Annotated in this window: 18 protein-coding genes and 1 riboswitch; of the genes, 5 read left to right on the top strand and 13 right to left on the bottom strand. The window is 34.5% G+C overall.

Annotation, left to right across the window (positions count from 1 at the left end; genetic code table 11):
- The first annotated feature begins 125 nt into the window (after positions 1 to 125).
- Positions 126 to 602: a TspO/MBR family protein gene (locus tag ACQKCJ_RS11710; RefSeq protein WP_271336330.1), complete on the top strand. Its 477-nt coding sequence runs from the start codon at positions 126 to 128 to the stop codon at positions 600 to 602.
- Positions 603 to 658: 56 nt separating this feature from the next.
- Positions 659 to 1651, top strand: a complete 993-nt coding sequence (locus tag ACQKCJ_RS11705; protein ID WP_271336331.1) for a tetratricopeptide repeat protein — start codon at positions 659 to 661, stop codon at positions 1649 to 1651.
- A 12-nt stretch (positions 1652 to 1663) separates the two neighbouring features.
- Here ACQKCJ_RS11705 and ACQKCJ_RS11700 read toward each other — a convergent pair whose 3' ends face one another.
- The 11 genes from ACQKCJ_RS11700 to ACQKCJ_RS11650 all read right to left on the bottom strand — a co-directional run bounded on the left by ACQKCJ_RS11700 (position 1664) and on the right by ACQKCJ_RS11650 (position 17550).
- Positions 1664 to 2407 carry a hypothetical protein gene (locus ACQKCJ_RS11700; protein WP_271336332.1) on the bottom strand — a complete coding sequence of 248 codons (744 nt, stop codon included), beginning with the start codon at positions 2405 to 2407 and terminating at the stop codon, positions 1664 to 1666.
- Positions 2408 to 2554: 147 nt separating this feature from the next.
- Positions 2555 to 3202 carry an HAD family hydrolase gene (locus ACQKCJ_RS11695; RefSeq protein ID WP_271336333.1) on the bottom strand — a complete coding sequence of 216 codons (648 nt, stop codon included), beginning with the start codon at positions 3200 to 3202 and terminating at the stop codon, positions 2555 to 2557.
- A gap of 4 nt (positions 3203 to 3206) precedes the next feature.
- Positions 3207 to 4415: an NAD(P)/FAD-dependent oxidoreductase gene (locus ACQKCJ_RS11690; protein ID WP_271336334.1), complete on the bottom strand. Its 1209-nt coding sequence runs from the start codon at positions 4413 to 4415 to the stop codon at positions 3207 to 3209.
- A 141-nt stretch (positions 4416 to 4556) separates the two neighbouring features.
- Positions 4557 to 5234, bottom strand: coding sequence for a glycerophosphodiester phosphodiesterase (locus ACQKCJ_RS11685; protein ID WP_271336335.1), 678 nt, complete (start codon positions 5232 to 5234; stop codon positions 4557 to 4559).
- Positions 5235 to 5455: 221 nt separating this feature from the next.
- Positions 5456 to 7045, bottom strand: coding sequence for an alpha-amylase family glycosyl hydrolase (locus ACQKCJ_RS11680; protein ID WP_271336336.1), 1590 nt, complete (start codon positions 7043 to 7045; stop codon positions 5456 to 5458).
- 522 nt (positions 7046 to 7567) lie between these two features.
- Complete coding sequence (locus ACQKCJ_RS11675) at positions 7568 to 9442, bottom strand: glycoside hydrolase family 13 protein (protein ID WP_427402080.1); 1875 nt, start codon at positions 9440 to 9442, stop codon at positions 7568 to 7570.
- A 151-nt stretch (positions 9443 to 9593) separates the two neighbouring features.
- Complete coding sequence (locus ACQKCJ_RS11670; RefSeq protein ID WP_427402079.1) at positions 9594 to 11708, bottom strand: glycoside hydrolase family 97 protein; 2115 nt, start codon at positions 11706 to 11708, stop codon at positions 9594 to 9596.
- A gap of 27 nt (positions 11709 to 11735) precedes the next feature.
- Entirely contained in the window at positions 11736 to 14039 is a 2304-nt protein-coding gene (locus ACQKCJ_RS11665) for a glycoside hydrolase family 65 protein (protein WP_427402078.1), read from the bottom strand.
- 272 nt (positions 14040 to 14311) lie between these two features.
- Positions 14312 to 14965: a beta-phosphoglucomutase gene (pgmB, locus tag ACQKCJ_RS11660; protein WP_427402077.1), complete on the bottom strand. Its 654-nt coding sequence runs from the start codon at positions 14963 to 14965 to the stop codon at positions 14312 to 14314.
- 18 nt (positions 14966 to 14983) lie between these two features.
- The gene (locus ACQKCJ_RS11655; protein ID WP_271336341.1) at positions 14984 to 16339 is read right to left on the bottom strand and encodes an MFS transporter; all 1356 of its coding nucleotides are present in this window, start codon (positions 16337 to 16339) and stop codon (positions 14984 to 14986) included.
- Between the two features lie 179 nt (positions 16340 to 16518).
- Positions 16519 to 17550, bottom strand: coding sequence for a LacI family DNA-binding transcriptional regulator (locus ACQKCJ_RS11650; RefSeq protein ID WP_271336342.1), 1032 nt, complete (start codon positions 17548 to 17550; stop codon positions 16519 to 16521).
- 235 nt (positions 17551 to 17785) lie between these two features.
- Here ACQKCJ_RS11650 and ACQKCJ_RS11645 point away from each other — a divergent pair, with 235 nt between their 5' ends.
- The 3 genes from ACQKCJ_RS11645 to ACQKCJ_RS11635 are packed head-to-tail and all read left to right on the top strand — an operon-like array spanning position 17786 to position 23510.
- On the top strand, positions 17786 to 20761 hold the full coding sequence (locus ACQKCJ_RS11645) for a SusC/RagA family TonB-linked outer membrane protein (RefSeq protein ID WP_271336343.1): 2976 nt from the start codon (positions 17786 to 17788) through the stop codon (positions 20759 to 20761).
- A 35-nt stretch (positions 20762 to 20796) separates the two neighbouring features.
- A complete protein-coding gene (locus ACQKCJ_RS11640; RefSeq protein ID WP_271336344.1) occupies positions 20797 to 22401 on the top strand; it encodes a RagB/SusD family nutrient uptake outer membrane protein in 1605 nt (534 codons plus the stop codon).
- 20 nt (positions 22402 to 22421) lie between these two features.
- Positions 22422 to 23510, top strand: a complete 1089-nt coding sequence (locus tag ACQKCJ_RS11635; protein ID WP_271336345.1) for a SusE domain-containing protein — start codon at positions 22422 to 22424, stop codon at positions 23508 to 23510.
- Positions 23511 to 23689: 179 nt separating this feature from the next.
- On the opposite strand, the gene ACQKCJ_RS11630 is transcribed toward ACQKCJ_RS11635, so the two are convergent.
- Together ACQKCJ_RS11630 and ACQKCJ_RS11625 are read right to left on the bottom strand one after the other, a co-directional pair.
- A complete protein-coding gene (locus tag ACQKCJ_RS11630; protein WP_072954970.1) occupies positions 23690 to 23917 on the bottom strand; it encodes a DUF6814 family protein in 228 nt (75 codons plus the stop codon).
- A gap of 10 nt (positions 23918 to 23927) precedes the next feature.
- Positions 23928 to 25424: an MFS transporter gene (locus ACQKCJ_RS11625; protein ID WP_271336346.1), complete on the bottom strand. Its 1497-nt coding sequence runs from the start codon at positions 25422 to 25424 to the stop codon at positions 23928 to 23930.
- 244 nt (positions 25425 to 25668) lie between these two features.
- Positions 25669 to 25860, top strand: a riboswitch (cobalamin riboswitch).
- Positions 25861 to 26053: the final 193 nt, after the last annotated feature.

Raw genomic sequence — 26053 nt, 5'->3', positions numbered from 1 at the left:
ATAGTTTTTAAATATTTTTACCATATAAGTTATATAAGAAAATGTAAGCAAATCTAAAATGAACTTATATTACTTATATGGTTTAACCTTTCTTTTTAACTATTTTTGGATAAAAATTGAATAGAATGAACAAGATAGTCAAAATCGTCATAGCACTTTTTATTTGTTTAATGGTAGGGTATTCTGCGAGTACTGTAACGAGACCAAGCGTAGAATCTTGGTATCCAACGCTTATAAAACCAATTTTTAACCCGCCTAACTGGATTTTTATGCCGGTTTGGACAATGCTTTATATTTTAATGGCAGTGGCGGCAGGATTGGTTTGGGATAAAATAAAGGAACAAAACCAGGAAGTAAAAGTGGCATTAGGATTCTTTTTAATTCAATTGACATTGAATGCTATTTGGTCGTATATCTTTTTCGGCTTAAAAAACCCGATGTTGGCTTTGATCGAGATTGCACTTTTATGGTTAATGATTTATGAAACGTATTTAAAGTTTACCAAAATCAACAAAACCGCAGGTTATTTATTAATTCCTTATATGGCTTGGGTTGCTTTTGCAGGTATTTTGAATGCCAGTATTTGGTGGTTGAATAAATAGAGTTTTAGGTTTTTTTTGGTTTCAGGTTTCAAGTTTAATCGATACGTTATTATTTTATGAATAAATTCAAGGCTTTCGTTATTGTATTGATTTTAGTATCATTTAAGACTTTTGCTTGTTTGAATGGTGATACTAAAGAACTAAAAAATGGAGTTATAGTTTATGCAGATTATGAAGGACTTGTTCCTCACGGGCACAGTTTTTTTATAGAGAATTTCACAAAATTAATTTCGGAACTTGATCGTTTGTATGAAAAAACGAATAATATAGATTATTTGTCTGATAAAGGATATGTTTTAATCGTTCAAAAAAAGTACGAAGAGGCATTAAAATTATATTTGACTATTGAGCAAATTAAACCCAATCGATATTCTACCGCATCGAATATTGGTACTCTTTATGAGTTAATTGGAGAAAATGAAAAGGCTTATAAATGGATCAAAAAATCAATTCAGATTAATTCGGAATCTCATAGTGGCTCAGAATGGTTGCACTTGAGGATATTAGAAGCGAAGATTAAAAAAATAAAAAATGTTTCAGGAGAGTTTTTAATCAACACCAATTTTGGGGACAGCGTTGTTCCTCAGACAAAATTATCAAAAAAAGAGTTAGCGACATTGAGCAAAGCCGTTTATTATCAGGTAAACGAGCGTATGTCATTTATAAAACCAAAAGACGAAATTATCTCGGTTTTGCTTTTTGAATTGGGAAATATGGTAAGGATTATAGGTGAAAAAGAAAATGCTGTACGAATATATAATCTGTCAAAACAATACGGATTTCAAGATGAGTTAATCAATAGTAGATTAATTTTTTATCATCAAAATGTATTTAAATTCTATGAGAAGGAAAATATTAAATTGTATAATTTGATTGATAAGATAAAAAAAAGTAAACAGGGGGTTGATATTGAACAAGTCAATCAAATGAATACTGCTTTAATAATTTTGTCTATAACTGTTGCAGTCTTATTGATATCCTTGATATTTCTTTATTTTAAATGCAAGAAGTTAAAGGACTATATCATTTTACATGATTTTACTAAATAGATTTTTAACTTTTTATTTTTCTGTTTTTACCTTTTTGAACGCTTCATTTTTAGTATATAAAAAGTCCATTGTAGTTAACACGTTATTGTTTTCCATAAGGTTTTTAGATCTTGGATCGGCGTCGCAGAAATCTAGAAAAAGTTCAACTTCTTCAGGAGGTAATTTTAATTCTTTGGTAAAAAAAGTAGAAGGAATTGATGCTGCGACAAGTTTTCTGAAAACCGTTTCGGATGTTTTCTTTTCCAGTTCTTCTTTTTTATTATTTTTAAATAGATTAAAAACTCCTTTTCCCATTCGGCCAAAATCCATACCATTTGGAATTGTTCCGTCATAAACACCAGTATATTTCTGCAAAGATTGGTTGTCTTTTGCAAACTTTGTTGCGTCCATATCTTGTTGAGAAACTTTAAAAGGGGTGAGTTTCATATTGGTTATTACAACTTCTTTTAATTCTTCGGCTTTGATAACCATATTGATGGTAATATTGCTTTTGTCAATATTTTCCCTGGATATTTTTAATCTTGAAAAATAGTAATCTTGAGCAAAAAACAACAAGCTATCTTTTTCTCTAACCAAAATAGAAAAGTCTCCCATATAATCTGTTGTTGTGCTGGTTTTCGCTGTTTTATTGATAACCTCTACTTTTTTAAGTGGGTAGTTGTTAGATAATACTTTTCCGTGAAGTAATTTTTCTGTTTGGGAAATTGAAAACTGGTAGGTTAACAAAGAAATTGTGGTAAGCAGTTGTATTTTCATTTAATGGTATTTAGCTGAGCGTAAAATTATTAGAATTGTCTTAACGAAAACTTAGCGAATGTGTAAATTCTTGTTAATTCGAATTTTTGTAGTTTCAGTCACAGTCGCAGTTTCAGACTGTGACTTAAACTGCGACTGATTACTTTTTTACAATATTTCGATTAAATCCAAAGGTGTGTTCAATACCACTTTGGCGCCAGTTGCTATCAACTCGTCTTTTGTTCTATATCCCCAGGAAACACCCACAGCAAACATATTGGCATTAATTGCGGTTTGCATATCAATATCAGAATCTCCTACAAAGAGTATTTCTTCTGTTTTCAGGTTCCATTTTTTACTGATTTCTAAAGCTTCAAACGGATTTGGTTTTTTAAGTGCTTCTGTACTTAAACCAATGGCAGCGTCAAAATAATCAGGGAATATTTCTGCCGCTATTTTTTTGGTAAGTTCATCGGCTTTGTTGGAAAAGACAGCTAGTTTGATGTTTCTTGAGACTAACTGATCTAATAATTCGACAATGCCTTCGTACGGTTTTGTTTTTAAGGTGCAAATTTCACGATATTTTGTAATCATGCAATCAAAGCATGTTTCAATTTGTTCCTCAGAATTTTTTGATGTCGGTAAAGCTTTACTGACCAAATTCCGTAAACCACTGCCTATAAAATATTGATAAGTGTCGTAAGTATGAGTAGGGTAGTTTAGACTTGTAAGTACGGTATTCATAGCATCTGAAATGTCTTCTAATGAATTGACTAACGTTCCGTCTAAATCAAAAATAATTCCTTTAAATTTCATTGTATTAAATATTGTTTGCCAAAATAAACCCGCTTGTCCAGGCATTCTGAAAATTAAAACCTCCTGTTATGGCATCGATATTGACGATTTCACCAGCAAAATAAAGGTTCTGATGCAATTTGCTTTCCATGGTTTTGAAGTTGATTTCTTTTAAATCGATTCCGCCGGCGGTTACAAATTCTTCTTTAAAAGTACTTTTTCCGTTGACCTGAAATGTTGCTTTTGTAAGTTGAGCAGCTAAGTTTTGCAATTGAGTTTTAGATAAATCTGCCCATTTCGTTTCGGCTTCAATTCCGGATGCCAGAACTAAACTTTCCCATAAACGATTCGGGAAATCGAAAGGAGATTTTTTAGAAACGGCTTTTTTAGCGTGTTCCTGTTTTAAGTCTTTCAGGATTTTTTCAGCATCTTCGGTATCGACATCGTTTAGCCAATTGACATAAATGGTAAACTGATAATTTTTATCAAATAAAGTTCTTGCGCCCCAAGCTGAAAGTTTTAAAATAGCAGGGCCGCTCATTCCCCAATGTGTTATTAATAGAGGTCCTGTTGATTCGAGTTTGGTATCTTTTACGTTTACGGTAACTTGTGCCGCAACGCCGGGTAATTCTTTTATACGGGAATCTTTTATGTTGAAAGTAAATAGGGAAGGAACAGGACTTACAATTGCGTGTCCTTGTGTTTGCAGCATTTCCCAAATTTTAGGATTACTTCCTGTAGCCAGAACTAATTTTTCGGTAGCATAGTTTTCATCCTGAGTATCAATTTTCCAATGATTATCAGCCTTAAAAATCGATTGTACGCTTTGTCCCGTCAATACTTTTATGCCTAATTTTCCGGTTGCTTCAAGGAAACAATCAATAATGGTTTGTGAGGAGTTAGAGACCGGAAACATTCTTCCGTCATCTTCAATTTTCAATTCAACACCATGTTTTTCGAACCATTCGATCGTATCTCCTGAACAAAATTGGTGGAAAGGCCCGCGAAGCTCTTTTTCGCCACGCGGATAAAATTTGACCAATTCATTTGGTTCAAAACACGCGTGTGTTACGTTGCATCTTCCGCCACCGGAAACACGAACTTTAGAAAGAACTTCTTTTCCTCTTTCTAAAATGGCAATTTTCAGTTTCGGATTTTTCTCTGCAATATTAATCGCTGTAAAAAAACCTGCAGCGCCTCCGCCAACAATGATTATATCGAAATTTTTGATCATATTTATTTAGGTTGCCACGAATTACACGAATTGGCACGAATTTTAAATTTTGGTTTGTATTTTTTTGCCACAGATTACACAGATTAAAAGGATTTTTAAAATCTGTGTAAATCCTTTAATCTGTGGCTAAAATTTTAAACTTTATAGTTTATCCGGAAAATCACTGATAATTCCGTCTACGTTGTAACTTTTTATTTTTTTAATGTCCTTTTCGTCGTCTACTGTCCAGGGGAAAACGAGAAACCCTTTTTCTTGTATCAGTTTTACTTTTTCAGAACTCAATAACTGAAAATCGGGATTAATGGCGAATGCTTTTATCAATTCGGCGAAAGCCAGAGCTTTGTCCAGATCTTCTTCTGTTAAAACTCCAATGAGAATATTTGAATTTAGATTTGATGTTTCTTGCAGTAAATCCCACTCGAAACTTGAAACGATGAAATCTTTATAATTCCAGTTTTTCTCTGCAATATATTCTTCAATTAATGCAACAACTTTACCCGCAGTTCCTAAACCTTTTAGTTCGATATTAATGAGGCATTTTTTGTCTACCAAATCAAAAACTTCTTTTAAAGTTGGTATTTGATATTTGCCATCAATCAAAAACGTCTTTAATTCAGCTAAAGAAAAAGCATTTACAAAACCTTTGCCGTTGGTCGTTCTGTCGATTGTTTCGTCGTGAATGACTATAATATGTCCATCAGAACTAAGGTGAACATCTAGTTCGATTCCGTCAGCATTTAAGTCTAATGCTTTTTGAAAAGACTTTAGCGTATTCTCAGGTTCGTATCCTTTTGCACCGCGATGCGCTATTTTTAGCATGTATGGAGAGTTTAACCGCAAAGGTCGCAAAGTTTTACGCAAAGTGCGTTAAGGATTGGATAAAAAGTTAGCCACAGATTATAGGATTAAAAATGATTTTGTTTCACGCAGATTTTAAAATGATTTTAGCAAATCCGAGCTGATAATCTTTATAATTTAAATCTGCTTAAATCTTTTAAAATCTGCGTGAAACAATTTTGGGACTTTGTAACTGCTTTATATTATCTGAGTTCCAATAAAACAAGTCCAAATTCAGAATGTACAAAAGCTTTTCCGTCCTGAACTTCTATTTCTTGTCCTGAAAAAGAATCTTTTAGTTTGGTTCCATCCTTAAAAATAGAATCAACAGGAAGTTCTTTAACACCAATTCCTAAATCTAAACCTATTACAACTTGGTCCGTATAATTACCATTAGTATAGCTTCTAGAAAATATATACGGTTTTGCCGAAATCATATTATGTATTCCTGCGCCAATTGCTGGATGATTTCTACGAAATTGCCCAAGTTTTTGCCAATGCCAAAGTATTTTTTGTGTTTCTTCGTTCGACTGAATATCTTCCCAATTCATTAAAGATCGTAACGTAGCATCGCCTTCTGTACCTTCGATAACTAGGGAACGACCTGATTCATCACCATAATATACCTGAGAGATTCCGGGAGAAAGCAATAATTTAGTTCCTGATTCATATGTTCGGTTGCGATGTGCATCAAAAGGATCAGGATCATCGTGCGAGGATACGTAATTAAGAACACTGTAACCTTTTAATTCATTATGAAGTTTCTCAGAATATTTAGAGAATATAACTTCATAATCGTTTTGTGTATCTCGTTTAAATTCAAAATTGATCATACAATTAAAACCATGTTGGAAATAATTTACTTTTCGATCTCCAAAATCATAGTCCTGTCCATTGCTTATCTCATAACCGTATACTTCGGCAATGGTATAGAAAGGGTTTTGGTCTAATATTTCTGAGGGATGGTTTTTTTTCCAGGTTTCAAAAGCATAGTCACATTGTTTTCTAAAATCGATCCAGACAATTTCTTCTGTATGTTTTACAGTATCTGCCCTGTAACCGTCAATCCCGAATTCGAGAATATAATCGGTTAACCATTTTATGATGTAATATTTTGGACTTCTGGGATAATTGGTCCTTTTGAAAAACTCCTCTAATGAAGCAATTTCTTTATCATAACGACCTTCGTTTTTCCATTTTTCGAGTAGAAAAGTTGGCAATTCCACATTCTGAGTGCTTTCGGTTCGTACATCCGGCAGATTATCTACCAAAGTGCACATTGTAGTATTTGCGAATGATTTATAGTCACAAACGACTCCTGTTCTTACCCAGTCTTCTGGCCAGATAGGATCTTCAGGAGTTACGGGACCGGTATGATTGATAACGCCGTCAAGCATAATTCTGATACCTTTTGCATGCGCTTTTTTGACCAGATTAGCTAAATCTTCTCTGGTCCCAAAATTTGGATCTAATGCTGTCCAGTCTCTTGCCCAATAGCCATGATAACCATAACTAAGTCCGGTTCCTTCGTCGACACCACCGTGAATTTGTTCTACAATCGGTGTAAGCCAGATGACATTTATGCCTAATTTATCGAAATAACCTTCGTCAATTTTTTTAATAATTCCGATGATATCTCCGCCTTCAAAGCCACGTAATTTTCCCGGAGTTTGGGTTCGGTTGAAGTTTAAATCGTTAGAAGTATCTCCGTTATAAAAGCGATCGGTAAGTAAAAAATAAATAGTTGCTCCTTCCCAAACGAAAGGTGTTTTTGAAGTATTGTCGTTATTCATTGAAATTGATTTTGAACATTATTGTAGAGACGCACAATAGTGTATTTCTAAATAAAGAATATTAAAGATAAATAAAGGAAAATGGAGTTCCTTGTTTATTTTAAATTTAACAGAGATTTATAAAAAAAAATCCGCTAGGAATTCACGAATTTCTATTCTTCATAAGAGATTAAATATAATTCGTGAATTCGTAGCGGAAACTTTGTCTTAAATTTTAAACACATAGAGACATAGATTTTATTCCTTTTGAAGAGGTGAAAATAAATGATAAATCATTTACACATACCTATGGCATAAAAAAAATCCGCCACGTATTTACGAATTATTGTTTAATAAAATTCGTGAATTCGTAGCGGAAACTTTGTCTTAAATTTCAAACACATAGAGACATAGATTTTATTCCTTATAAAAAGATTAAAAATAAATGACTAGTCATTTACACATAGCTATGTTTGTTAATGCAAGTGAAACGCCTTTTACTGCACTAAGAAAAGCTATGTTTCTATGTGTTTTATAAAAAAATTATTCCAATTCTAAAACAATTGCCGATTTTGGCTCTAAAGTAATTTCAGAAGCCAGATCGAATGTTTTACCGGTTAGGATATCTTTTCCTGATTTAAAGTTTTTGATGTTTTCTTTAAAACGATTTGTTTTGATGGTTTGTGCTGTAGCATTGTTATTAAAAACCACCATTACCGTTTTAGCATCGGTATATCTGAAATAAACATAAGTGTTGTTTTCCGGAATGTAATGTGTCATTTTTCCAAAATGAACTGCTTCATTCGATTTTCTCCAGTTGAATAATTTTGATGTAAAATCGAAGTATTTAGCTTGTTCCGGAGTTCTTCCTGCTGCAGTTAGAGCGTTGTTTTTATCGCCAGCCCATCCGCCAGGAAAATCTTGTCTTATATCAGCGTCGCCTTTGCTTTTGTCTCCGCCCATTCCAATTTCTGAACCATAATACAATTGTGGGATTCCACGAACGGTTGCCAATAAAGTCATTGCCAGTTTGTATTTTGGAAAATCGTATTTAAACTTATCATTCATACGATCTGTGTCGTGATTTTCGGCAAAAACCAAAATATTATTCGTGTTTGGATACAAATAATCCATTGCAAAATTATTGTAGAATTTAATCAGTCCATTGTCCCAGCTTGGTTCGTCTTCGTTGAAAGCAGAGGTAACCTGACTTTGAAGCGTAAAATCCATTACACTTGGTAAATTCGAATTATAGTTTTCGATTGCACCAATTTTACTGTCTTTTTGCCAATAGGCTAAATTCGCCTGATTGTGCATCCAGATTTCTCCAACAATATTGAAGTTTGGATATTCATTAGTAATTGCTTTTGCCCAATTTGCCATTGCAGCAGGATCAGAATAATTATAAGTATCTACCCTGAATCCATCAAGATCTGCATATTCAATCCACCAGATGGCATTTTGAGTTAAGTATTTTGCTACTAGAGGATTTCTTAAGTTAAGATCCGGCATAGAAGGAACAAACCATCCATCGATACAAATTTCCTGATCTATTTTTGAAGCATGAATATCTGTAATTACTTCACGACGGTGATGTGTTTGTGTAAAGGTTTCAAACTGATTAAACCATGTTTTTGTTGGCATGTCTTTGATCATCCAGTGTGTGATTCCCCAGTGGTTGGTCACATAATCCATAACCAGTTTCATGTCTTTTTTATGCATTTCGGCAGCAAGACGCACGTAGTCTTCATTGGTTCCGTAACGAGGATCTATTTTGTAAACATCAGATTGGCCGTAAGTATGATACGAATGTTGTTTGTCATTGTCTTCTAATAAAGGCGTGTTCCAAATTGTGGTTGCACCCAATGAAGAAATATAATCTAAGTTTTTGATAATTCCTTCGATATCTCCACCGTGACGACCGCTTGGGTCCTGACGATTTCCTTTTTCTGTTAAAGCTGCATTGCTGTCATTTTTAGGATTTCCGTTAGCAAAACGATCCGGCATGATCAGGTACATCATATCTGATGCATCGTAACTTTTTCTGTTTGCTGAATTTGCTCTTCTTTCTTTAAGCGAATATTTTTGAGTAAAAGCAACTTTGTTTTTGGTTTTGAAAGAGAAAAGCAATTCAGATGCTTTTAGGTTTTGCGTATCTATTGTAACGAACAGATAGTTTGGATTTTCTGTTTTTTCTACATTTTTAATCACCACATTGTTCGAAACCGTAGTTTCGTATTGTGCAATGTTTTTTCCGTAGAACATAATTTGTAGTTCCGGATTTTGCATTCCTGCGTACCAAAATGGTGGTTCTGTTTTCTGGATTTGCGCTTTCGCGGAAGCAGAAAATAACAAGACCATTAAGATTATTTTATAGAGGAAATGGGTTGTTTGAATTCTTGTTTTTTGGATCTTCATAATCTAATGTGTATTAAATACCTAACAGGTTTGAAAAATCTGTTAGGATATTGTGAGGTTTCCTAACAGGTCTCCAAGACCTGTCAGGTATTATTTAAATCTTAAAAAAAAGACAAGTAATCTTGGGGAAAATCACTTGTCTTTGAAAAAATTATTTGGTTTCGATTATGCTAATAGCATAACCTCCGCCCGGAGCAGACAACTGCGATAATTTTGATTTGTTTGTTACAGCAATTTTCTTGATGGTATAAGCCTGCGGATTTGTTTTGTAATGCGCATCTTTTGCATCAGCATAAATTGTTGCCGTATATTTTTTACCTTTTTCAAGGAAACTGAAATCAATATTTGATGTACGTGGAGTTTCTCCGTTTACATTTCCTACGAACCAATTGTTTGTTCCTTTTGCTTTACGTGCAACAGTAACATAATCTCCAGGTTCAGCTTCGATATATTTACTTTCAGACCAATCGATAGCCACATCTTTAATGAATTGGAAAGCATCCGGGAAACGGTTGTAGTTCTCAGGAGTATCAGCTGCCATTTGCAATGGGCTGTACATGGTAACGTATAATGCCAATTGATTTGCAATGGTACTGTTTACATGCGATTTGTTATCAGGATTCATTTTGCTGATATCCATTTCGAAGATTCCAGGTGTGTAATCCATTGGACCTCCAATTAAACGTGTAAAAGGTAAAACCGTTACGTGATTTGGTTTAGAACCTCCAAAAGCCTGGTATTCTGTTCCTCTTGCAGATTCATTTCCAATTAGGTTAGGATATGTTCTTGCAATTCCTGTTGGACGAACTGCTTCGTGAGCATTCACCATAATTTTATAATCAGCTGCTTTTTCGATTGCATATTGATAGTGGTTTACAATCCATTGATCGTAATGGTTTTCACCGCGAGGCAAAATATCACCAACATATCCGCTTTTTACAGCATCGTATCCGTTGTCTTTCATGAATTGGTAAGCTTTGTCCATGTGACGCTCGTAATTACGAACAGAACCTGAAGTTTCATGGTGCATCATGATTTTTACACCTTTTGATTTAGCATATTCGTGTAAACCTTTTACATCAAAATCAGGATAAGGAGTTACGAAATCAAAAACATAATCTTTTGAATGACCAAACCAGTCTTCCCAACCTTCGTTCCAACCTTCAACTAAAACAGCGTCGAAACCATTTGCAGCAGCAAAATCAATGTATTTTTTTACGTTAGCATTATTTGCTCCGTGAGTTCCGCTTGGTTTTGCTTTTGCGTAATCAGAAACACCCAATTGTACCGTTGGGAAATCGTTTGTGTATGACCAAGAGCTTTTTCCTGTAATCATTTCCCACCAAACACCAATGTATTTTACTGGTTTAATCCAAGACGTATTATCGATTTTCGATGGATCGTTTAAGTTATAAGTCATTTTAGAAGCTAAGATTTCTCTTGCATCATCGCTCACCATAATAGTTCTCCAAGGCGAGTGACTTGGTGCTTGCATATAACCTTTATCTCCTTTTGCATCCGGTGTTAACCAAGATTCGAAAATCATGTTTTTGTCATCAAGATTTAGGTGCATACAAGAGTAATTGATCAAAGCTGCTTCGTGCAAGTTGATGTACAAACCATCGTTTGTTTTCATCATAAGTGCAGTCTGAACTCCTGTTGGAGAAAAGTTTTTTTGCGAAACATTAGCTGTATATGCTTTTTCAGATAAACCTCTGATTTCAGATAATTTAGATTTTGTATAATCGTATTCCTGAGTGTCATAATCTCCCGGAATCCAAAATGCTGTGTGGTCGCCCGCCATTGCAAATTGAGATCTCTCTTCTTTGATTACGAAATAGGTAAGGTTTTTTTGAGTTGGAAATTCATATCTAAATCCTAGTCCGTCATCAAATAAACGGAAACGAATTATGATTTGTCTTTCAGTTCCTTTTTGATTAAGAGTAACTGCCAATTCATTATAATGATTTCTAATTTTATCTACTTCTCCCCAAACCGGTTTCCAGGTTTCATCAAAAGTCGAAGTTTTAGTATCGACAACCGTAAAGTCATTCAATAAAGATTTTTTATCATCTTTAAGTTCAAGACCTAATTTACTGGTTTTGATAACCTCTTTATTTTTATATTTCAGATTATAAGTTGGAGTTCCGTCGTTTTGAAGCGAAAATTCCATTACGAACTTGCCTTCGGGTGATTTTAATTGTTGTGCTTCAGCAATCGAGCTAAAAGCAAACAAGATTAAACTTGCGAAAAATAAGTTTTTCATGTTTTTTAGTTTTTAGAGTATTGTAATTTAATTAATTTGTACAAATTTACTTGCAATTACCGGATTTCCGTTCACTACAATTGTTAAATCCTGATCACCATCTACCGTAAAAGTAGTTTCATCGTGATTTACAGATACTTTTAGAATTTGATTTCTAAAGTTTATTTTAAAAGAGTAACCTTTCCATTCTTTCGGAATTTTTGGAGAAAAATGCAATTGATCATTTTTAACTCTCATTCCGCCAAAACCTTCAACAATACTCATCCATGTTCCTGCCATTGAGGTAATATGACAACCTTCTTCAACTTCTTTGTTGTAATCATCAAGATCAAGACGAGAAGTTCTTAAATAAAAGGTGTAAGCCATATCCATTTTGTCTAAATGTGCTGCCTGAATAGAGTGTACGCAAGGCGAAAGTGAACTTTCATGAACCGTAAAGGATTCATAGAATTCGAAATTGCGTTTCAATTCTTCTTTAGAAAAATGATCTTCGAAGAAATAAAAACACTGTAAGACATCGGCTTGTTTGATGTAAGGCGAACGTAAAACACGATCCCAAGACCATTTCTGGTTGATCGGGCGTTGAGATTTATCTAAATCTTTTACCGGAACTAAATCTTTGTCTAAGAAACCATCTTGTTGTAAATAAACCCCCAATTCTTCTGATTTTGGGAAGTACATATTGTCAGCTACTTTTTTCCATGCCTGAATTTCAGCTGCTGCAAGATTTACTTTTTCTAAGATACGTTTGTGATCTGCAGGATATTCTGCCGCTACTTTTTTAATTTGTTCTTCAGTATAATCAATACACCATTTTGCAATATAATTGGTGTAGAAATTATTATTGATATTATTCTCGTATTCATTAGGACCTGTAACTCCAAGAATAACATATTGATTTTTGTCTTTAGAGAAAGAAGCTCTTTGGTGCCAGAAACGCGCAATACCAATTAAAACTTCCAGTCCTTTTTCAGGAATATAAGAGTAATCTCCGGTGAAACGATTGTAGTTGAAAATAGCAAAAGCAATCGCACCATTTCTGTGAATTTCTTCATGGGTGATTTCCCATTCGTTATGGCATTCTTCACCATTCATCGTAACCATTGGGTACAATGCTGCTCCGTCTTTGAAACCTAAATTGTTTTGGGCATTTTCGATCGCTTTATCCAATTGATTAAAACGATAAGTCAATAAGTTTCTCGCAACTTGCTGATCTTTGGTTGCCATGTAAAAAGGAATACAATATGCCTCAGTATCCCAATAAGTAGATCCGCCGTATTTTTCTCCGGTGAAACCTTTTGGCCCGATGTTCAAACGTGAATCTTTTCCTAAATAGGTTTGGTTCAATTGAAAAATATTAAAGCGAATTCCCTGTTGTGCTTTTACATCTCCATCAATTGTAATGTCTGACATTTCCCAAATTTTAGCCCAAGCATCAATTTGGTTTTGAAGTAAAGTATTGTATCCTAAATTAAGGGCCGTTTTAATGCATTTTTCGGCTGCAGCCAAAGTATTATCGTGGTTTAGAGAAACCGTATATCCACCAATTTTCTGGATAGATGAGGTTTGCCCTTTTGCGATAATAGTGCCGTAAGTAAACTGAACTTTATCAGCTGTTGAATCGATTGTAGAAGGAGAAATATTTACATTTTCGCCATTTGCCAGAATCGTATTGTGCATAAAAGTAGTTACTTTAAAATGCGTTTTAAAAGTCTGTGCAGTAACAAAAGCTTCGTTTGTTCCTTTTTTTACTTCAAGAGGTTCCCAGAATTTTTCTTCCCAGTTGGCATCTTCATTGGTAACTCCGGCATCAACATAAGGTCTGTAAACAATTTTTGCATCTTTGTTTAAAGGTGTAATTTCATATTTGATAATTCCCACTTCATCCAGATCCAAAGAAAGAAAACGACGAATGTTTACGGCAATTTCAGTTCCGTTTTTTAGCGTTGCTTCAAAAGAACGATTGTACCATCCTTCTTTCATGTTCAACTCTCTGCGGAAGTTTCTAACTTCAGTACACGTATTTAAATCAAGATTTTCTTCATTGATTTCAACGTCGATTCCAATCCAGTTTGGAGCGTTTAATACTTTTGCAAAATATTTTGGATATCCGTTTTTCCACCATCCCACTTTGGTTTTATCCGGATAATAAATTCCGGCAATATAACTTCCCTGAAAAGTTTCGCCAGAATATGTTTCTTCAAAATTGGCGCGTTGTCCCATAGCACCGTTCCCGATACTAAAAAGACTTTCAGACGACTTTACGCTGCTGGCATCAAATCCTTCTTCAATGATGGACCAGTTGTCTGGTTTTATATAATCTTGATTCATTTTTTTCTTTAATTAGATAGTTGGGCGATTAGAGAATTAGAAAATGTGTCAATTAGATAATTATTTGATTGACGTTTCTAATTTGATCTTTAATTGCTGATTGTTTTACTGTTTTGATTGATGATTTGTAATGATTTATTCATTTGTTTCAATTTGATAATCATTTATTTTCTAATGATCTGATTTGCACATTTTAAATTAGGGAATAGAGAATTAGTCAATTAGATAATTCAGGATTAGGGAATTATCTCATTTTCTAATTGTCACATTTTCTAATTAATTAACTTGTCGATAAAGCTTTCGTCTATTAAAGTGAAATCTTTAAAAATGTAATCGGCTTCATGTAAAATTGTTTCCTCTCCAATTCCCACACTCACCATTCCGCCAATGTTTGCTGCCTGAATTCCTGCGACAGAATCTTCGAATACAATTGAATTTTTTGGATCAATGTTTAATAATTGAGCCGCTTTCAGGAAAACTTCCGGATCTGGTTTGGCATTGGTAACGTCGTTTCCGTCAACAATAACATCGAAATACGAAACGATTCCGGTTTTCTCAAGGATTGGTCTGGCATTTTTACTCGCAGATCCCAAAGCAATTCCCTGATTTTTTTCTTTTAATAGTTGCAACGTTTTAGAAACTCCCGGAAGAATCTCACTTTCATCCATGTCAACTAAATAAGATAGGTAATCTTCATTTTTCTGAATTAGCCATTGGTCTTTGTCTTCCTGAGAAGCCTGAACATTTCCTAATTCAAGAATGATGTCCAACGAACGTACACGACTTACACCTTTAAGTAGTTCGTTATTTTCGTGTGTAAAATTTATATTTAATGCCTGAGCGATTTTCTGCCAGGCTAAAAAATGATATTTGGCGGTATCAACGATTACGCCATCAAGGTCGAATATGAATGCTTTTTTGTTCATTATAAGGGGGATTCTTATTTATGATTTTTGAATAGTGTCGTCTACATCTTTTACTTTGTAGACTAAAAGAGCCGCGATTAAAAAGCTGACTCCGCTTGTGATTAAGGCGTAAATTGCGTCGCCGTTGTAAAGGTATTTTACAATTGGACCTCCAATAAGGGCATTTATAATTTGCGGAATAACAACAAAGAAGTTGAAAATTCCCATGTAAACTCCCATTTTCTTAGGCGCAATTGATCCGGCAAGAATTGCATAAGGCATTGCCAGAATACTTGCCCAGGCAACTCCAATTAAAATCATTGGTAATACAACCCAGTTTTCATTTGGCATGAAATAAATCGAGATTAATCCGATTCCTCCAATGATTAATGAAACTGCGTGAGTTGATTTTCGTCCGATTTTTTTAGCGATGTAAGGCAGGAAAAACAATGCGATTATAGCAGAAACTAAATTGTAAACTCCAAATAGAATTCCAACCCAATCCCCGGCATCCTGATATTGCTGGCTTGAAGTATCGCTTAATGGCAGTCCGTAAATGTGATGTGCAATAGCCGGAGTTGTAAAAACCCACATACCGAATAATCCGAACCAGGAGAAAAATTGTACCCAACTTAGCTGACGCATTGTTGTTGGCATTTTTGCAAAGTCCGTAAAAATGTCAGTAAGTTTTGATTTTTCTTCAGAAGGAGCGTCTTTTTCACTTTGAGGATCTTCAAAATTGGCTAATTCTTCGGGAGAGTATTCTTTTGTTGTAAAAAGTGTTACCAGAATAGAACCTATTAAAACTGCCGCTCCAATAATAAAAGAAAGCGTTAAGTTCAAAGGTACACTTCCCGGAACAGTGCTGTTTGAAACATGAAAATACTTGGTTAAAACATACGGTAAAGCAGAACCAATTACGGCTCCAAAACCAATTAATGAAGTTTGAATACTGAAACCCGCTGTACGCTGATCTGTTCTTAAATTATCACCAACCAAAGCACGAAAAGGCTCCATGGCAATGTTGAAAGAAGCATCCATAATCATCAGCATTCCGGCTCCAACCCATAATGCAGGTAATACTGAAATGAAAATATTAGCTTGCGGCATTAAAATTAATCCAACGGAAGCTAAGATTGCACCAACAAGAAAAAATGGTTTTCGTCTGCCGAATCTTCCCCAGGTTTTGTCGCTGTAATGACCAATAACAGGCTGCACTATTAATCCCATAAGAGGAGCAATAATCCAGAACCATGATAATTCATGTACGTCGGCACCAAAAATTTGAAGAATTCTGCTGGCATTTGCATTCTGAAGTGCAAATCCCATTTGTATTCCCAAGAAACCAAAACTCATGTTCCAAATTTCCCAGAAACTTAATTTACGCTTTTCCATTATCGTAATTAAAGAATTAATTAGACGATAAGCGCTTTGCTTATCAAAACTTACTTATGGTTCGAAGTAAAAGTAAAAGCTTTGAGCAGGTGTAAAAGTATTAATTATTTTTTTAATTCAAATCATAAAAAAACCATAAATAATATTTATGGTTTTAGAATGTGTTGATTTTAAGAAAATTAGTCAGTAGATTCTCTTTCTATTAAGTGGGTTTCAATAACCTCAGTAGTATAATTTTCGTTTTCCTCATCATCGTCATCGTGGTCAGCTTCGAGTCTTTCGATGAGCATTTTAGCTGCTTTATTGCCCATTTTTTCACCACTTTGGCTTACAGTTGTAATACTTGGAGTAGAATATTTAGAGATAATTCCGTCAGTAAAAGCAATTACAGCCAGATCTTCAGGAACTTTAAGTCCCATTTTGTTCGCTGTTTTGATAATGGTTACGGCAAAAAGTTCATTAACAGCAAAAACAGCATCAAAAGCTCTGTCGTGCAAAAGTTGGCTGATGGTTATTTCGCAAGTATCTACATCTTCAATTTTTATAATTAAATCTTCGTTAAACGGTAATCCGTTATCCAGAAGGGCTTTTTCGTAACCATCGGTTCTTAATTTTCCAACACTTACATAATCAACAGTAGTTACAAGAGCTATTTTTTTTCGGCCACTATCAATTAAACTCTGTACAGCTTCATAAGCAGCAGCTTTATCGTCAATAATTACTTTATCACATAAAATATCGTTAGTTACACGGTCAAACATTACCACCGGCATTCCCTGATTGATTACTTCGGTAATGTGGTGAAAATCACCTTTGTATTGCGTTTCCTTAGAGAGAGACATGATAAAACCATCGATACTTCCGTTCGCCAGCATTTCCATATTCAGGACTTCTTTATCAAAAGAATCATCAGACAAACAAATGACAACACTATAGCCATTTTCGTTCGCAACCTGTTCGATTCCGTTGATTACAGTAGAGAAAAAATAATGTACAATTTCCGGAATGATAATCCCAATACTTTTGGTTTTTCGGTTTTTTAGACTAAGGGCAATGTTGTTTGGTTTATAGTTGTAAAACTTTGCGAAAGCCTGCACTTTTAAACGTGTTTCTTCGCCTATTTCTAAACTGTTCCTTAGTGATTTTGAGACAGTTGAAATAGATACGTCAAGTTCCTTTGCAATCTGTTTTAGGGTTATTTTGCGTCTCATAGTAATTGTTGAAAAAAATCTAATTATTAATAAAGGTATCTTTTATTTTCTAAATTGATATTTTTTGACTGAAAAGATTACAAAATATAGAAAGTTTTCAACACTATCACGTTTTCGTAATGTAATATAAATTGTAACTGGTTGGTCATGTTAATAAATTCCTAATTTTGAAATTCGAAGTAAAATTAAAAACTTAAATAACAATCACAAACTCAAACTAATTTAAACAAAAAGTATGAAAACAATTTACAATAAGTTGTTATTTTTATTCCTACTGTTACCATTTACTGTACTCGCTCAAAGTACTGTAACCGGAACAGTTGCCGATCTGGCAACGGGGCAACCAATCCCGGGAGTAAATGTAAATGTACAGGGTGCCCCAGGCGGAGCATCAACAGATTTTGACGGTAAATTTCAGTTATCTAATGTAAAAAATGGAGACAAAATTTTGGTTTCATTTATTGGGTATAAAACGTCAACGATAGTTTTTAATGGTCAAAAAACTTTATCAGTTTCTTTAGAGGAAGATACCAATCAGCTTCAAGAAGTTGTGGTACAGGTAGGTTACGGTACTGTTAAGAAAAAAGATGCTACAGGTTCTGTATCCCAAATTTCTGCAAAAGAATTTAACAAAGGAATCAACGTTACTCCGGAAAGTTTAATCAGCGGTCGTATCGCTGGTGTAAATGTTGTTGGAGGAGGTGCTCCGGGAGCAAAAGCTGATATTAGAATACGTGGAGGATCTTCATTAACAGCTTCTAATGAACCTTTGATTGTATTAGACGGACTTCCGTTAAGTAATGCAGTACCAAGTGGATCAACTAGTATTTTGTCTACAATTGACCCTAATGATATTGAATCTTTTACAGTGCTTAAAGATGCTTCTGCAGCAGCGATCTACGGATCCAGAGCAGCAAATGGTGTAATTGTAATTACGACTAAAAAAGGAAGTAAAGGCGGTGTAAAAGTTAATTTTAGCTCACAAGTTGGTATTAATACAGTGGCTAATACGGTTGATGTGTTAAGTGCTGACCAATTTCGTAATTTAGTAAATACTAAAGGTACTCCTGCTCAACAAGCATTAATGGGGACTGCAAATACAAACTGGCAGGATGAAATTTTTCATACAGCCCTGACAACGAACAATAATATCTCTGTAAGTGGTTCATTATTTAATAAATTACCGGTGCGTTTATCTGTTGGTAATGTTGATAATCCTGGAATCTTAAGAAACACTTCTTTTGAAAGAACTACGACATCGATATCGTTAAATCCGGTATTATTTGATAATCACCTGAAAATTGATATTAGCGGAAATATATCGTTTAATAAAAATCAATTTCAGGATGAAGGAGCTGTTATTGGCGGAGCTATAGGATTTGATCCTACACAATCTGTTTATCAGTCAGGATCTCGTTACGGAGGGTATTTTGAATGGTTAGAACCTAACGGAAATTTACCTTTATTGCCTTCAAGAAACCCGGTTGCCAGATTAAATGAGGAAGACAAAAGATCAACTTCTACCAGAAAATGGGGTAATATTAGAGTAGATTATAAGTTTCATTTCTTCGAAGACTTAAGAATCATCGCTGAAGCCGGTATTGACAGGTTTGATAGCAGCGGATATAACAGACAAAGTACACAAAGTCCTTTAGGATATCAGCCAAATGCTTTTAGTTCGGGAAATTGGGTAAATTTAGGAAACTACAATAGTTACACTAATGATCTTCAAAATAAGAACTTAAACACCTATTTTAATTATACGAAAGACTTAGGTAAATTTAAGATTGATGCAACTGCAGGATATAACTATCAGATGTTTCAAAAACAAAAATACGAATCAGGAGAGACTACACAGCCAACTCGTAATGAATTAACAACAATTGATCCGGACGTTAATTTGCAATCTTTTTTTGGTCGTTTGACATTAAACTATGACAGCCGTTACCTTTTGACACTGAACTACAGAAGAGACGGAACTTCACGTTTTTCTAAAGAAAACAGATGGGGTAATTTTGGGGGAGCAGCTTTTGCATGGAATATTGCCGAAGAATCTTTCTTAAAAGATAATAATACACTTTCTAGTTTAAAATTAAGGGTAGGTTATGGTACAACCGGACAACAGGATATTTTAGCTCAGTACGATTATTTGAGAAGAGTTACACTTGGTACTATTAATTCTCAGTATATTTTTGGGAATACCATTTATAAAACAGCAAGACCTGAAGGATATAATGAAAATATCAAGTGGGAAGAATTAGGAGAGATGAACCTTGGGGTTGATTTTGGATTCCTGAATGACAGAATTACGGGTACAGTAAATTATTTTGATAAAAAATCAACTGATTTATTAGCAGATGTTGTGGTTCCGGATGGAGCAAATATTAGAAATACTGGAACTTATAATGTTGGTAGTGTAAGAACTAAAGGGTTTGAGTTTAATATTCAGTCAGACATCATTAAAGGGGATAAATTGAACTGGAATGTTGCTTTTAATGCTACCTATATTGATCGAAAAATTACAGATTTAGGAGTTACTGTTCCAGGTTTTGACGGATACTTAACCGGAGATAATATTGCCGGAGGTGGTGGAAATAAAATTCAGGTTAATTCTGTAGGATACTCACCAGAATCATTTTTAGTATACGAGCAATTATACGATGCTAATAAAAAACCAATTGCCGGCGCTTATGTAGACAGAAACGGAGATGGTAAAATTGATGATGGAGATCGTTACAGATTTCATAAACCAGCAGCAGATTACTCGTTTGGATTATTTTCTACTTTAAACTATAAAAAGTTTGATTTTACAATGAACTGGAGAGCGAGTTTAGGAAATTATATTTTTGATAATGTGAGTTCTAACCTTGGATATTCTGACGCAGGTTTAAGAAGACAAACAGATTTATCGAATGTGGGTTCTGATTATCTTAATACTGGATTTACGTATGAAGACAATGGTACATCTCGTTACTTATCTGATTATTACATAAAAGATGCTTCTTTTATCAAGTTAGATAATGTTACTCTTGGGTATACTTTTGATAAAACGTTATTAAAATCAGCTAGTTTAAGATTTACTGCCGGTGTTCAGAATGTTTTTGTACTTACAAAATATGGTGGTTTAGATCCTGAGAAATTCAACGGAATAGACAATAATGTTTACCCAAGAGCCAGAACATACTTGTTTGGGGTAAATGCAAGTTTCTAATCGCGCACTGAAAAATAAATTTAAAAAGAAATAAAATGAAAATATCATTTAAACATATATCTTATTTTTTCCTATTGATTTTAGGATTAAATATGACGCTTACTTCGTGTACTGGCGACTTAGATGTGACGCCTCGTGATAAAAACGAATTTTTATCTGAGACCTTTTTTGAGGACCCGGCTTCATACAAACAAGTATTAGCAAAATTATACGCAGGTTTATATGTAGGAGGTAATGACGGAGATGGTAAACCGGATATTGCAGGACTTGGAGGAGACTTTAGTAGTTATTTAAGATTGCTTTTTGTGGTGCAGGAACTTCCTACTGATGAAGCAATTATTGGATGGGCTGATGGTACTTTACCCACTTTAAATACACAAAATTGGGCTCCTGCAAATGAATTTTTGGCAGGAACATACTCAAGAGCATTCTATGAAATTAGTGTTGCGAATGAGTTTTTAAGACAAACTACAGAGGAAAAATTGAAAGCCAGAGGAGTGGATGATAATCTAAAAGCGCAAATTGTGACTTTTAGAGCAGAAGCTCGTTTTTTAAGAGCATTCTCTTACTATAATCTAATGGATTTGTTTGGAGGTGTGCCTATTACAACTGAAGCTGATCCTGTTGGATTATTTTATCCCGTGCAAAAAACAAGAGCAGAAGTTTTTGCTTTTGTTGAAGGGGAGTTAAAAGATATGGATAAAGATTTAGCTGCTTCTGGAGCAAATGAATATGGTAGAATAGATAAAGTTGCTGCTAAATTTTTATTGGCACAAATTTATTTAAATGCTAAGGTATACATAGGAGTAGAAAAAAATAGCGAAGTAGCTTCTTTATGTGGTGAAATTATTAATTCAACATATAAATTTGCAGATGTACCATATCGTTATTTATTCTCTGCAGACAATAATAGAAACGGAGCTCAAAGCGAATTTATTTTTCCAATCATTAGTGATGGTAATGCTATTAGAGCAGTAGGTGGAGGAATGAGTTTTATCATTCACGCTTCTATTGGTGGTAGTATGGATTCTGCAGATCAGGGTATGGATGGTGGATGGCAGGGAACCAGAGCTCGTAAAGAGTTTGTGGCTCTTTTTCCTGATGCTACTGCAACCGGAGATAAAAGAGGGACATTTTATACAGATGGTCAGTCTTTAGATATTAATAACGTATCAACTTTTACAGATGGTTATGCTGTAACAAAATTCATCAATGTAAACTCTGACGGATCAAAAGCGCAAAGACCAGATGTTCCGGATACTGATTTTCCAATGTTCAGATTATCTGATGCTTATTTGATGTATGCTGAAGCTACGGTAAGAGGAGCCAGTACAGGTAATATAGGTACTGCTGTAGGATATATTAACCAAATTAGAAAAAGAGCTGAAGCTAGATCAATAACTAATGGAGATTTGACTCTTGACTTTATTTTGGCAGAAAGAGGACGTGAATTATTTTGGGAATGCCACAGAAGAACAGATTTGATTCGTTTTGGGAAATTTACCGGAGGATCTAAAATCTGGCAATGGAAAGGTGGGGTTATGACTGGTACGTCGACTGAATCATTCAGAGATTTAATGCCTATTCCTGCCAGAACTATTCAGGCAAATCCAACATTGAAGCAAAATCCAGGATACTAACACCTTTATAAAATAGTAAAATGAAAAATATATATAAAATTTTAATCGCATTTATTGGTGTATTGGCGGTATCATGTAATGCTGATGCTGTAGATAACAGGCCAATTGTTGATGCTGTTACAGCGCCTGAAATAACTGCGCCAGTAACAGGAAAAGAATTTGTATTAGATGCAGATCATGCAGGAGATGTAGCTGACAAATTTACATGGTCAAAAGCAGTATATTCTGCTCCTGTAGTGCTAAAATATAAGTTGATAATTGATAAAAAAGGTGGCGATTTTACAAAAGCGATAACCCTTGAAACAACGAGTAATATTGCTGAAGTTTCTGTACTGGTTAAAGATTTAAATCAGGCAGCAATTGATTTAGGAGCAGCAACAGATGTAGTATCTCAGTTTGACGTAAAAGTTTCTTCGGATATTTCAGGAGAAGTTCCTCAGATGTCTAAAGCTATCACAATCAGTGTAACACCTTACTCGGGAAGAGTAGCATATGATTTTACGGATTGGTATTTAGTAGGAGCTGCTGTAGAAGGTGGTTGGGATAACAACCTTGACACGAAGCATCAACCGATGTATAGAGATGGAAAAAATGCAGATCTATATAAATTTACAGGTTTCTTTAAAGCAGGTAATTTTAAGTTGATTTCTGAAAAAGGAAGCTGGGCGACTCAATTAGGGAAAGCCGGAAGTGATGCTATTGAAATAAATAGTAATGCAGGCGAATTTACAATTCCGGCAGATGGATATTATACTTTTCAATTTAACACAAAAGCTTTAACGTATACATTAGTAACTTATAATGATGCTGCTGCAAAAACGAACGCAACGGTTGGAATTATTGGAGACAGTACACCAAAAGGTTGGGATGCTTCTACCCCTATGGTAAACTCTACTTTTAATAAACACGCATGGAGCCTTGGCGTGACTGCCTTAAATGATGGTGGACTTAAGTTTAGAGCAAATGATGGTTGGGATGTTGCCTGGGGTGGAGATACTGCTTTTTCAGGAGGCGGTAATGGAGAAAACATACCAGTAGAAAAATCTAAATATGTTATTTATTTCAATGATTTAGACGGAAGCTATTTAATGATTCCGAATCAAGGATAACTTCCCTGAAATTAATAAGGGCTATCTCTGTAGGTAGCCTTTTTTTAATCGAAGCTATATTTATGGAAGTTGGTAATGAATAAAAACACACTTACAAAGTAAAAATTTTGGTTTGGTTAGTAATGCAAAAGGGCTGTTCTACATAACGTAGACAGCCCTTTTCTCGTGTAATTTATTTTCTATTTCTTCTTATCGTTGTATTCCCCAATTACGGCAAAATAACCAAAAGTTCCCAATCCCAGAACAATTAAAGGAGTAAGAATAAAAAGGATAATGATTCCAAATACTAAATCGTCCTGTTGGTCAGAAAGAAGTTTGGGCAAGCCAAATTCAAAGACACAAAAGTAAGCTGCTGCAGCTGCAAGAATAATCCATAAAACACCTAAAATTTGTTTGATCGTATTCATAATTATAGTATTAAAGGTGATTAGTTTTGTTTTTATTATCAATGTAAATCATTCCAATTACAAAGCAAACAGATGCTATAATAATAGGATACCAGAGTCCGTCAAGATAAAAATCCGGTTTTCCGGCTTGCTTGGCATGTGTTACGAAATAGGTAGAAATGGCAGGCAGTAAACCTCCAAAAATACCATTCCCAACGTGATAAGGCAGAGACATTGATGTGTATCTGATTTTTGTTGGAAACATTTCGACCAAAAATGCGGCAATTGGGCCATAGACCATGGTAACAAACAAAACCTGGATAAAAACCAAGAGAATTAAAGTCCATTCATCGCTTGAATTTATATTGATCGATATATGAGTTTGAGCCTCTTTTTTATCTGCAAAATCTGTTTTCTTTTCGATATACGAAGTTCCGTCAGTATAGGTTTTTGAGATTGACGTTATTTTGTCATTATTTTTGTTTGTGTCAATAGATTGATTTCTTTTATCTGTGATTTCAGTTTTATAACTCACATCTGTGGTCGTATACATCATTTTATAAATAGGTCTGTAAAACAAAATGGCGAGTAACATTCCGCTCATCATGATGTATTTTCGTCCTACTTTATCACTCAGCCATCCAAAAAAGATAAAAAACGGAGTTCCCATTAATAATGCAATTCCAAGTAAAGTGTCAACCTGTGATGAGTCTACATTCATTACAGTTTTCATAAAACTCATGGCGTAAAATTGTCCGGTATACCATACAACACCTTGTCCCATTGTAGCGCCAAATAATGCCAGCAAAACAAATTTTAGATTATATCTGTTTCCAAAACTTTCCTTTAATGGATTTTTACTCGTAGTACCTTCTTTTTTAGCTTTGGCAAATACAGGAGATTCATCCATGTTTTTACGGATTAAATAAGAAACTCCTACCATTACAATAGAAACCCAAAACGGAACGCGCCATCCCCAGGAATCAAAGTCTTCAGGAGAAAGTGCATTTTTTGTCGCTAAGATCACCATTAAAGAAATGAATAAACCAACCGTTGCCGTGGTTTGAATCCAGGAAGTCCAGTATCCTTTCTGTCCCACAGGAGCATGTTCAGCAACATAAGTGGCAGCACCGCCATATTCTCCGCCAAGAGCAAGTCCTTGTAGTAAACGTAAAATCAAAACTAATAACGGAGCCATAAAACCAATCGTTTCATAACTCGGGATACAGCCTATTAAAAAAGTAGAACCGCCCATTAGCAGTAAAGTAGCCATAAAAGTGTATTTACGACCAATGATATCTCCAAGTCTTCCAAAGAATAATGCACCAAAAGGACGCACCACAAATCCTGCTGCAAAAGTGGCTAAAGTGGATAAAAATGCTGCGGTGGGATTGTCGCTTGGAAAGAATTTAGTTGAAATTACAACGGCTAAACTTCCAAAAATATAGAAATCATACCATTCGATCATTGTACCCATTGACGAGGCCGAAATTACTTTCCAAATGCCTTTTGTAGAAGTTTTGCTCATAAGTTGACTTTGTGTACTTGATAATAAATAAAACTATAAAATATTTTTTTACGAATATAAAAGATATTTTTTTATTTATTTGATACTTTTTTAACAAAAGTTATTTAATTGTTAACTCAACATTTATTCGGTAAATCACAGCCTGATAATTCCGTATAAATTATATGTTGAAGAAATGCTGAAACCCTTTAAAGTAAAGAATCTATTGTTTTTTTAAGAAAGAAAACACTAGTTTTGCACCTCAAATTTTGAATCAGGAAATGGTTGTCATATTGAAGAAATATAGACATTAAAAGGGAATTTGGTGTAAATCCAAAACTGTCCCGCAGCTGTAAGCTCATTAACCGAAACCCTTTAATACGTCACTTTTCATTTCGAAAGGGAAGGCTGGGGGTAGGGAGCAAGTCAGAAGACCTGCCATTTTTATAGTAATAAATAGCTTTCGGGGATTGAAGCTTGAATTAAGAACAATACTTTTTCACTTTACGTGATCATGGTATGGTTTGGTTATTCTATTCTCGTAAGCCAAAAATGGAATTTATGAGATTTTTTTTCTGCAAATATAACATCGCAAAAGCAATTTCCTTCTGGAGGTTTTTCATTCCGATATTTTCTTTTTCTTCACAAAA

The organism is Flavobacterium sp. NPDC079362 (assembly GCF_050267765.1).
In the GTDB taxonomy this organism is placed as follows: domain Bacteria; phylum Bacteroidota; class Bacteroidia; order Flavobacteriales; family Flavobacteriaceae; genus Flavobacterium; species Flavobacterium azizsancarii.
The sequence above is the reverse complement of the archived record's forward strand: the minus strand, read 5'-3'. Positions and strand labels throughout refer to the sequence as shown.

Bases quoted from the DNA above. Each gene is read 5' to 3' on its own strand.
- ACQKCJ_RS11710 (WP_271336330.1), top strand. From the start codon at position 126: ATGAACAAGATAGTCAAAATCGTCATAGCACTTTTTATTTGTTTAATG.
- ACQKCJ_RS11705 (WP_271336331.1), top strand. From the start codon at position 659: ATGAATAAATTCAAGGCTTTCGTTATTGTATTGATTTTAGTATCATTT.
- ACQKCJ_RS11700 (WP_271336332.1), bottom strand. From the start codon at position 2,407: ATGAAAATACAACTGCTTACCACAATTTCTTTGTTAACCTACCAGTTT.
- ACQKCJ_RS11695 (WP_271336333.1), bottom strand. From the start codon at position 3,202: ATGAAATTTAAAGGAATTATTTTTGATTTAGACGGAACGTTAGTCAAT.
- ACQKCJ_RS11690 (WP_271336334.1), bottom strand. From the start codon at position 4,415: ATGATCAAAAATTTCGATATAATCATTGTTGGCGGAGGCGCTGCAGGT.
- ACQKCJ_RS11685 (WP_271336335.1), bottom strand. From the start codon at position 5,234: ATGCTAAAAATAGCGCATCGCGGTGCAAAAGGATACGAACCTGAGAAT.
- ACQKCJ_RS11680 (WP_271336336.1), bottom strand. From the start codon at position 7,045: ATGAATAACGACAATACTTCAAAAACACCTTTCGTTTGGGAAGGAGCA.
- ACQKCJ_RS11675 (WP_427402080.1), bottom strand. From the start codon at position 9,442: ATGAAGATCCAAAAAACAAGAATTCAAACAACCCATTTCCTCTATAAA.
- ACQKCJ_RS11670 (WP_427402079.1), bottom strand. From the start codon at position 11,708: ATGAAAAACTTATTTTTCGCAAGTTTAATCTTGTTTGCTTTTAGCTCG.
- ACQKCJ_RS11665 (WP_427402078.1), bottom strand. From the start codon at position 14,039: ATGAATCAAGATTATATAAAACCAGACAACTGGTCCATCATTGAAGAA.
- pgmB (WP_427402077.1), bottom strand. From the start codon at position 14,965: ATGAACAAAAAAGCATTCATATTCGACCTTGATGGCGTAATCGTTGAT.
- ACQKCJ_RS11655 (WP_271336341.1), bottom strand. From the start codon at position 16,339: ATGGAAAAGCGTAAATTAAGTTTCTGGGAAATTTGGAACATGAGTTTT.
- ACQKCJ_RS11650 (WP_271336342.1), bottom strand. From the start codon at position 17,550: ATGAGACGCAAAATAACCCTAAAACAGATTGCAAAGGAACTTGACGTA.
- ACQKCJ_RS11645 (WP_271336343.1), top strand. From the start codon at position 17,786: ATGAAAACAATTTACAATAAGTTGTTATTTTTATTCCTACTGTTACCA.
- ACQKCJ_RS11640 (WP_271336344.1), top strand. From the start codon at position 20,797: ATGAAAATATCATTTAAACATATATCTTATTTTTTCCTATTGATTTTA.
- ACQKCJ_RS11635 (WP_271336345.1), top strand. From the start codon at position 22,422: ATGAAAAATATATATAAAATTTTAATCGCATTTATTGGTGTATTGGCG.
- ACQKCJ_RS11630 (WP_072954970.1), bottom strand. From the start codon at position 23,917: ATGAATACGATCAAACAAATTTTAGGTGTTTTATGGATTATTCTTGCA.
- ACQKCJ_RS11625 (WP_271336346.1), bottom strand. From the start codon at position 25,424: ATGAGCAAAACTTCTACAAAAGGCATTTGGAAAGTAATTTCGGCCTCG.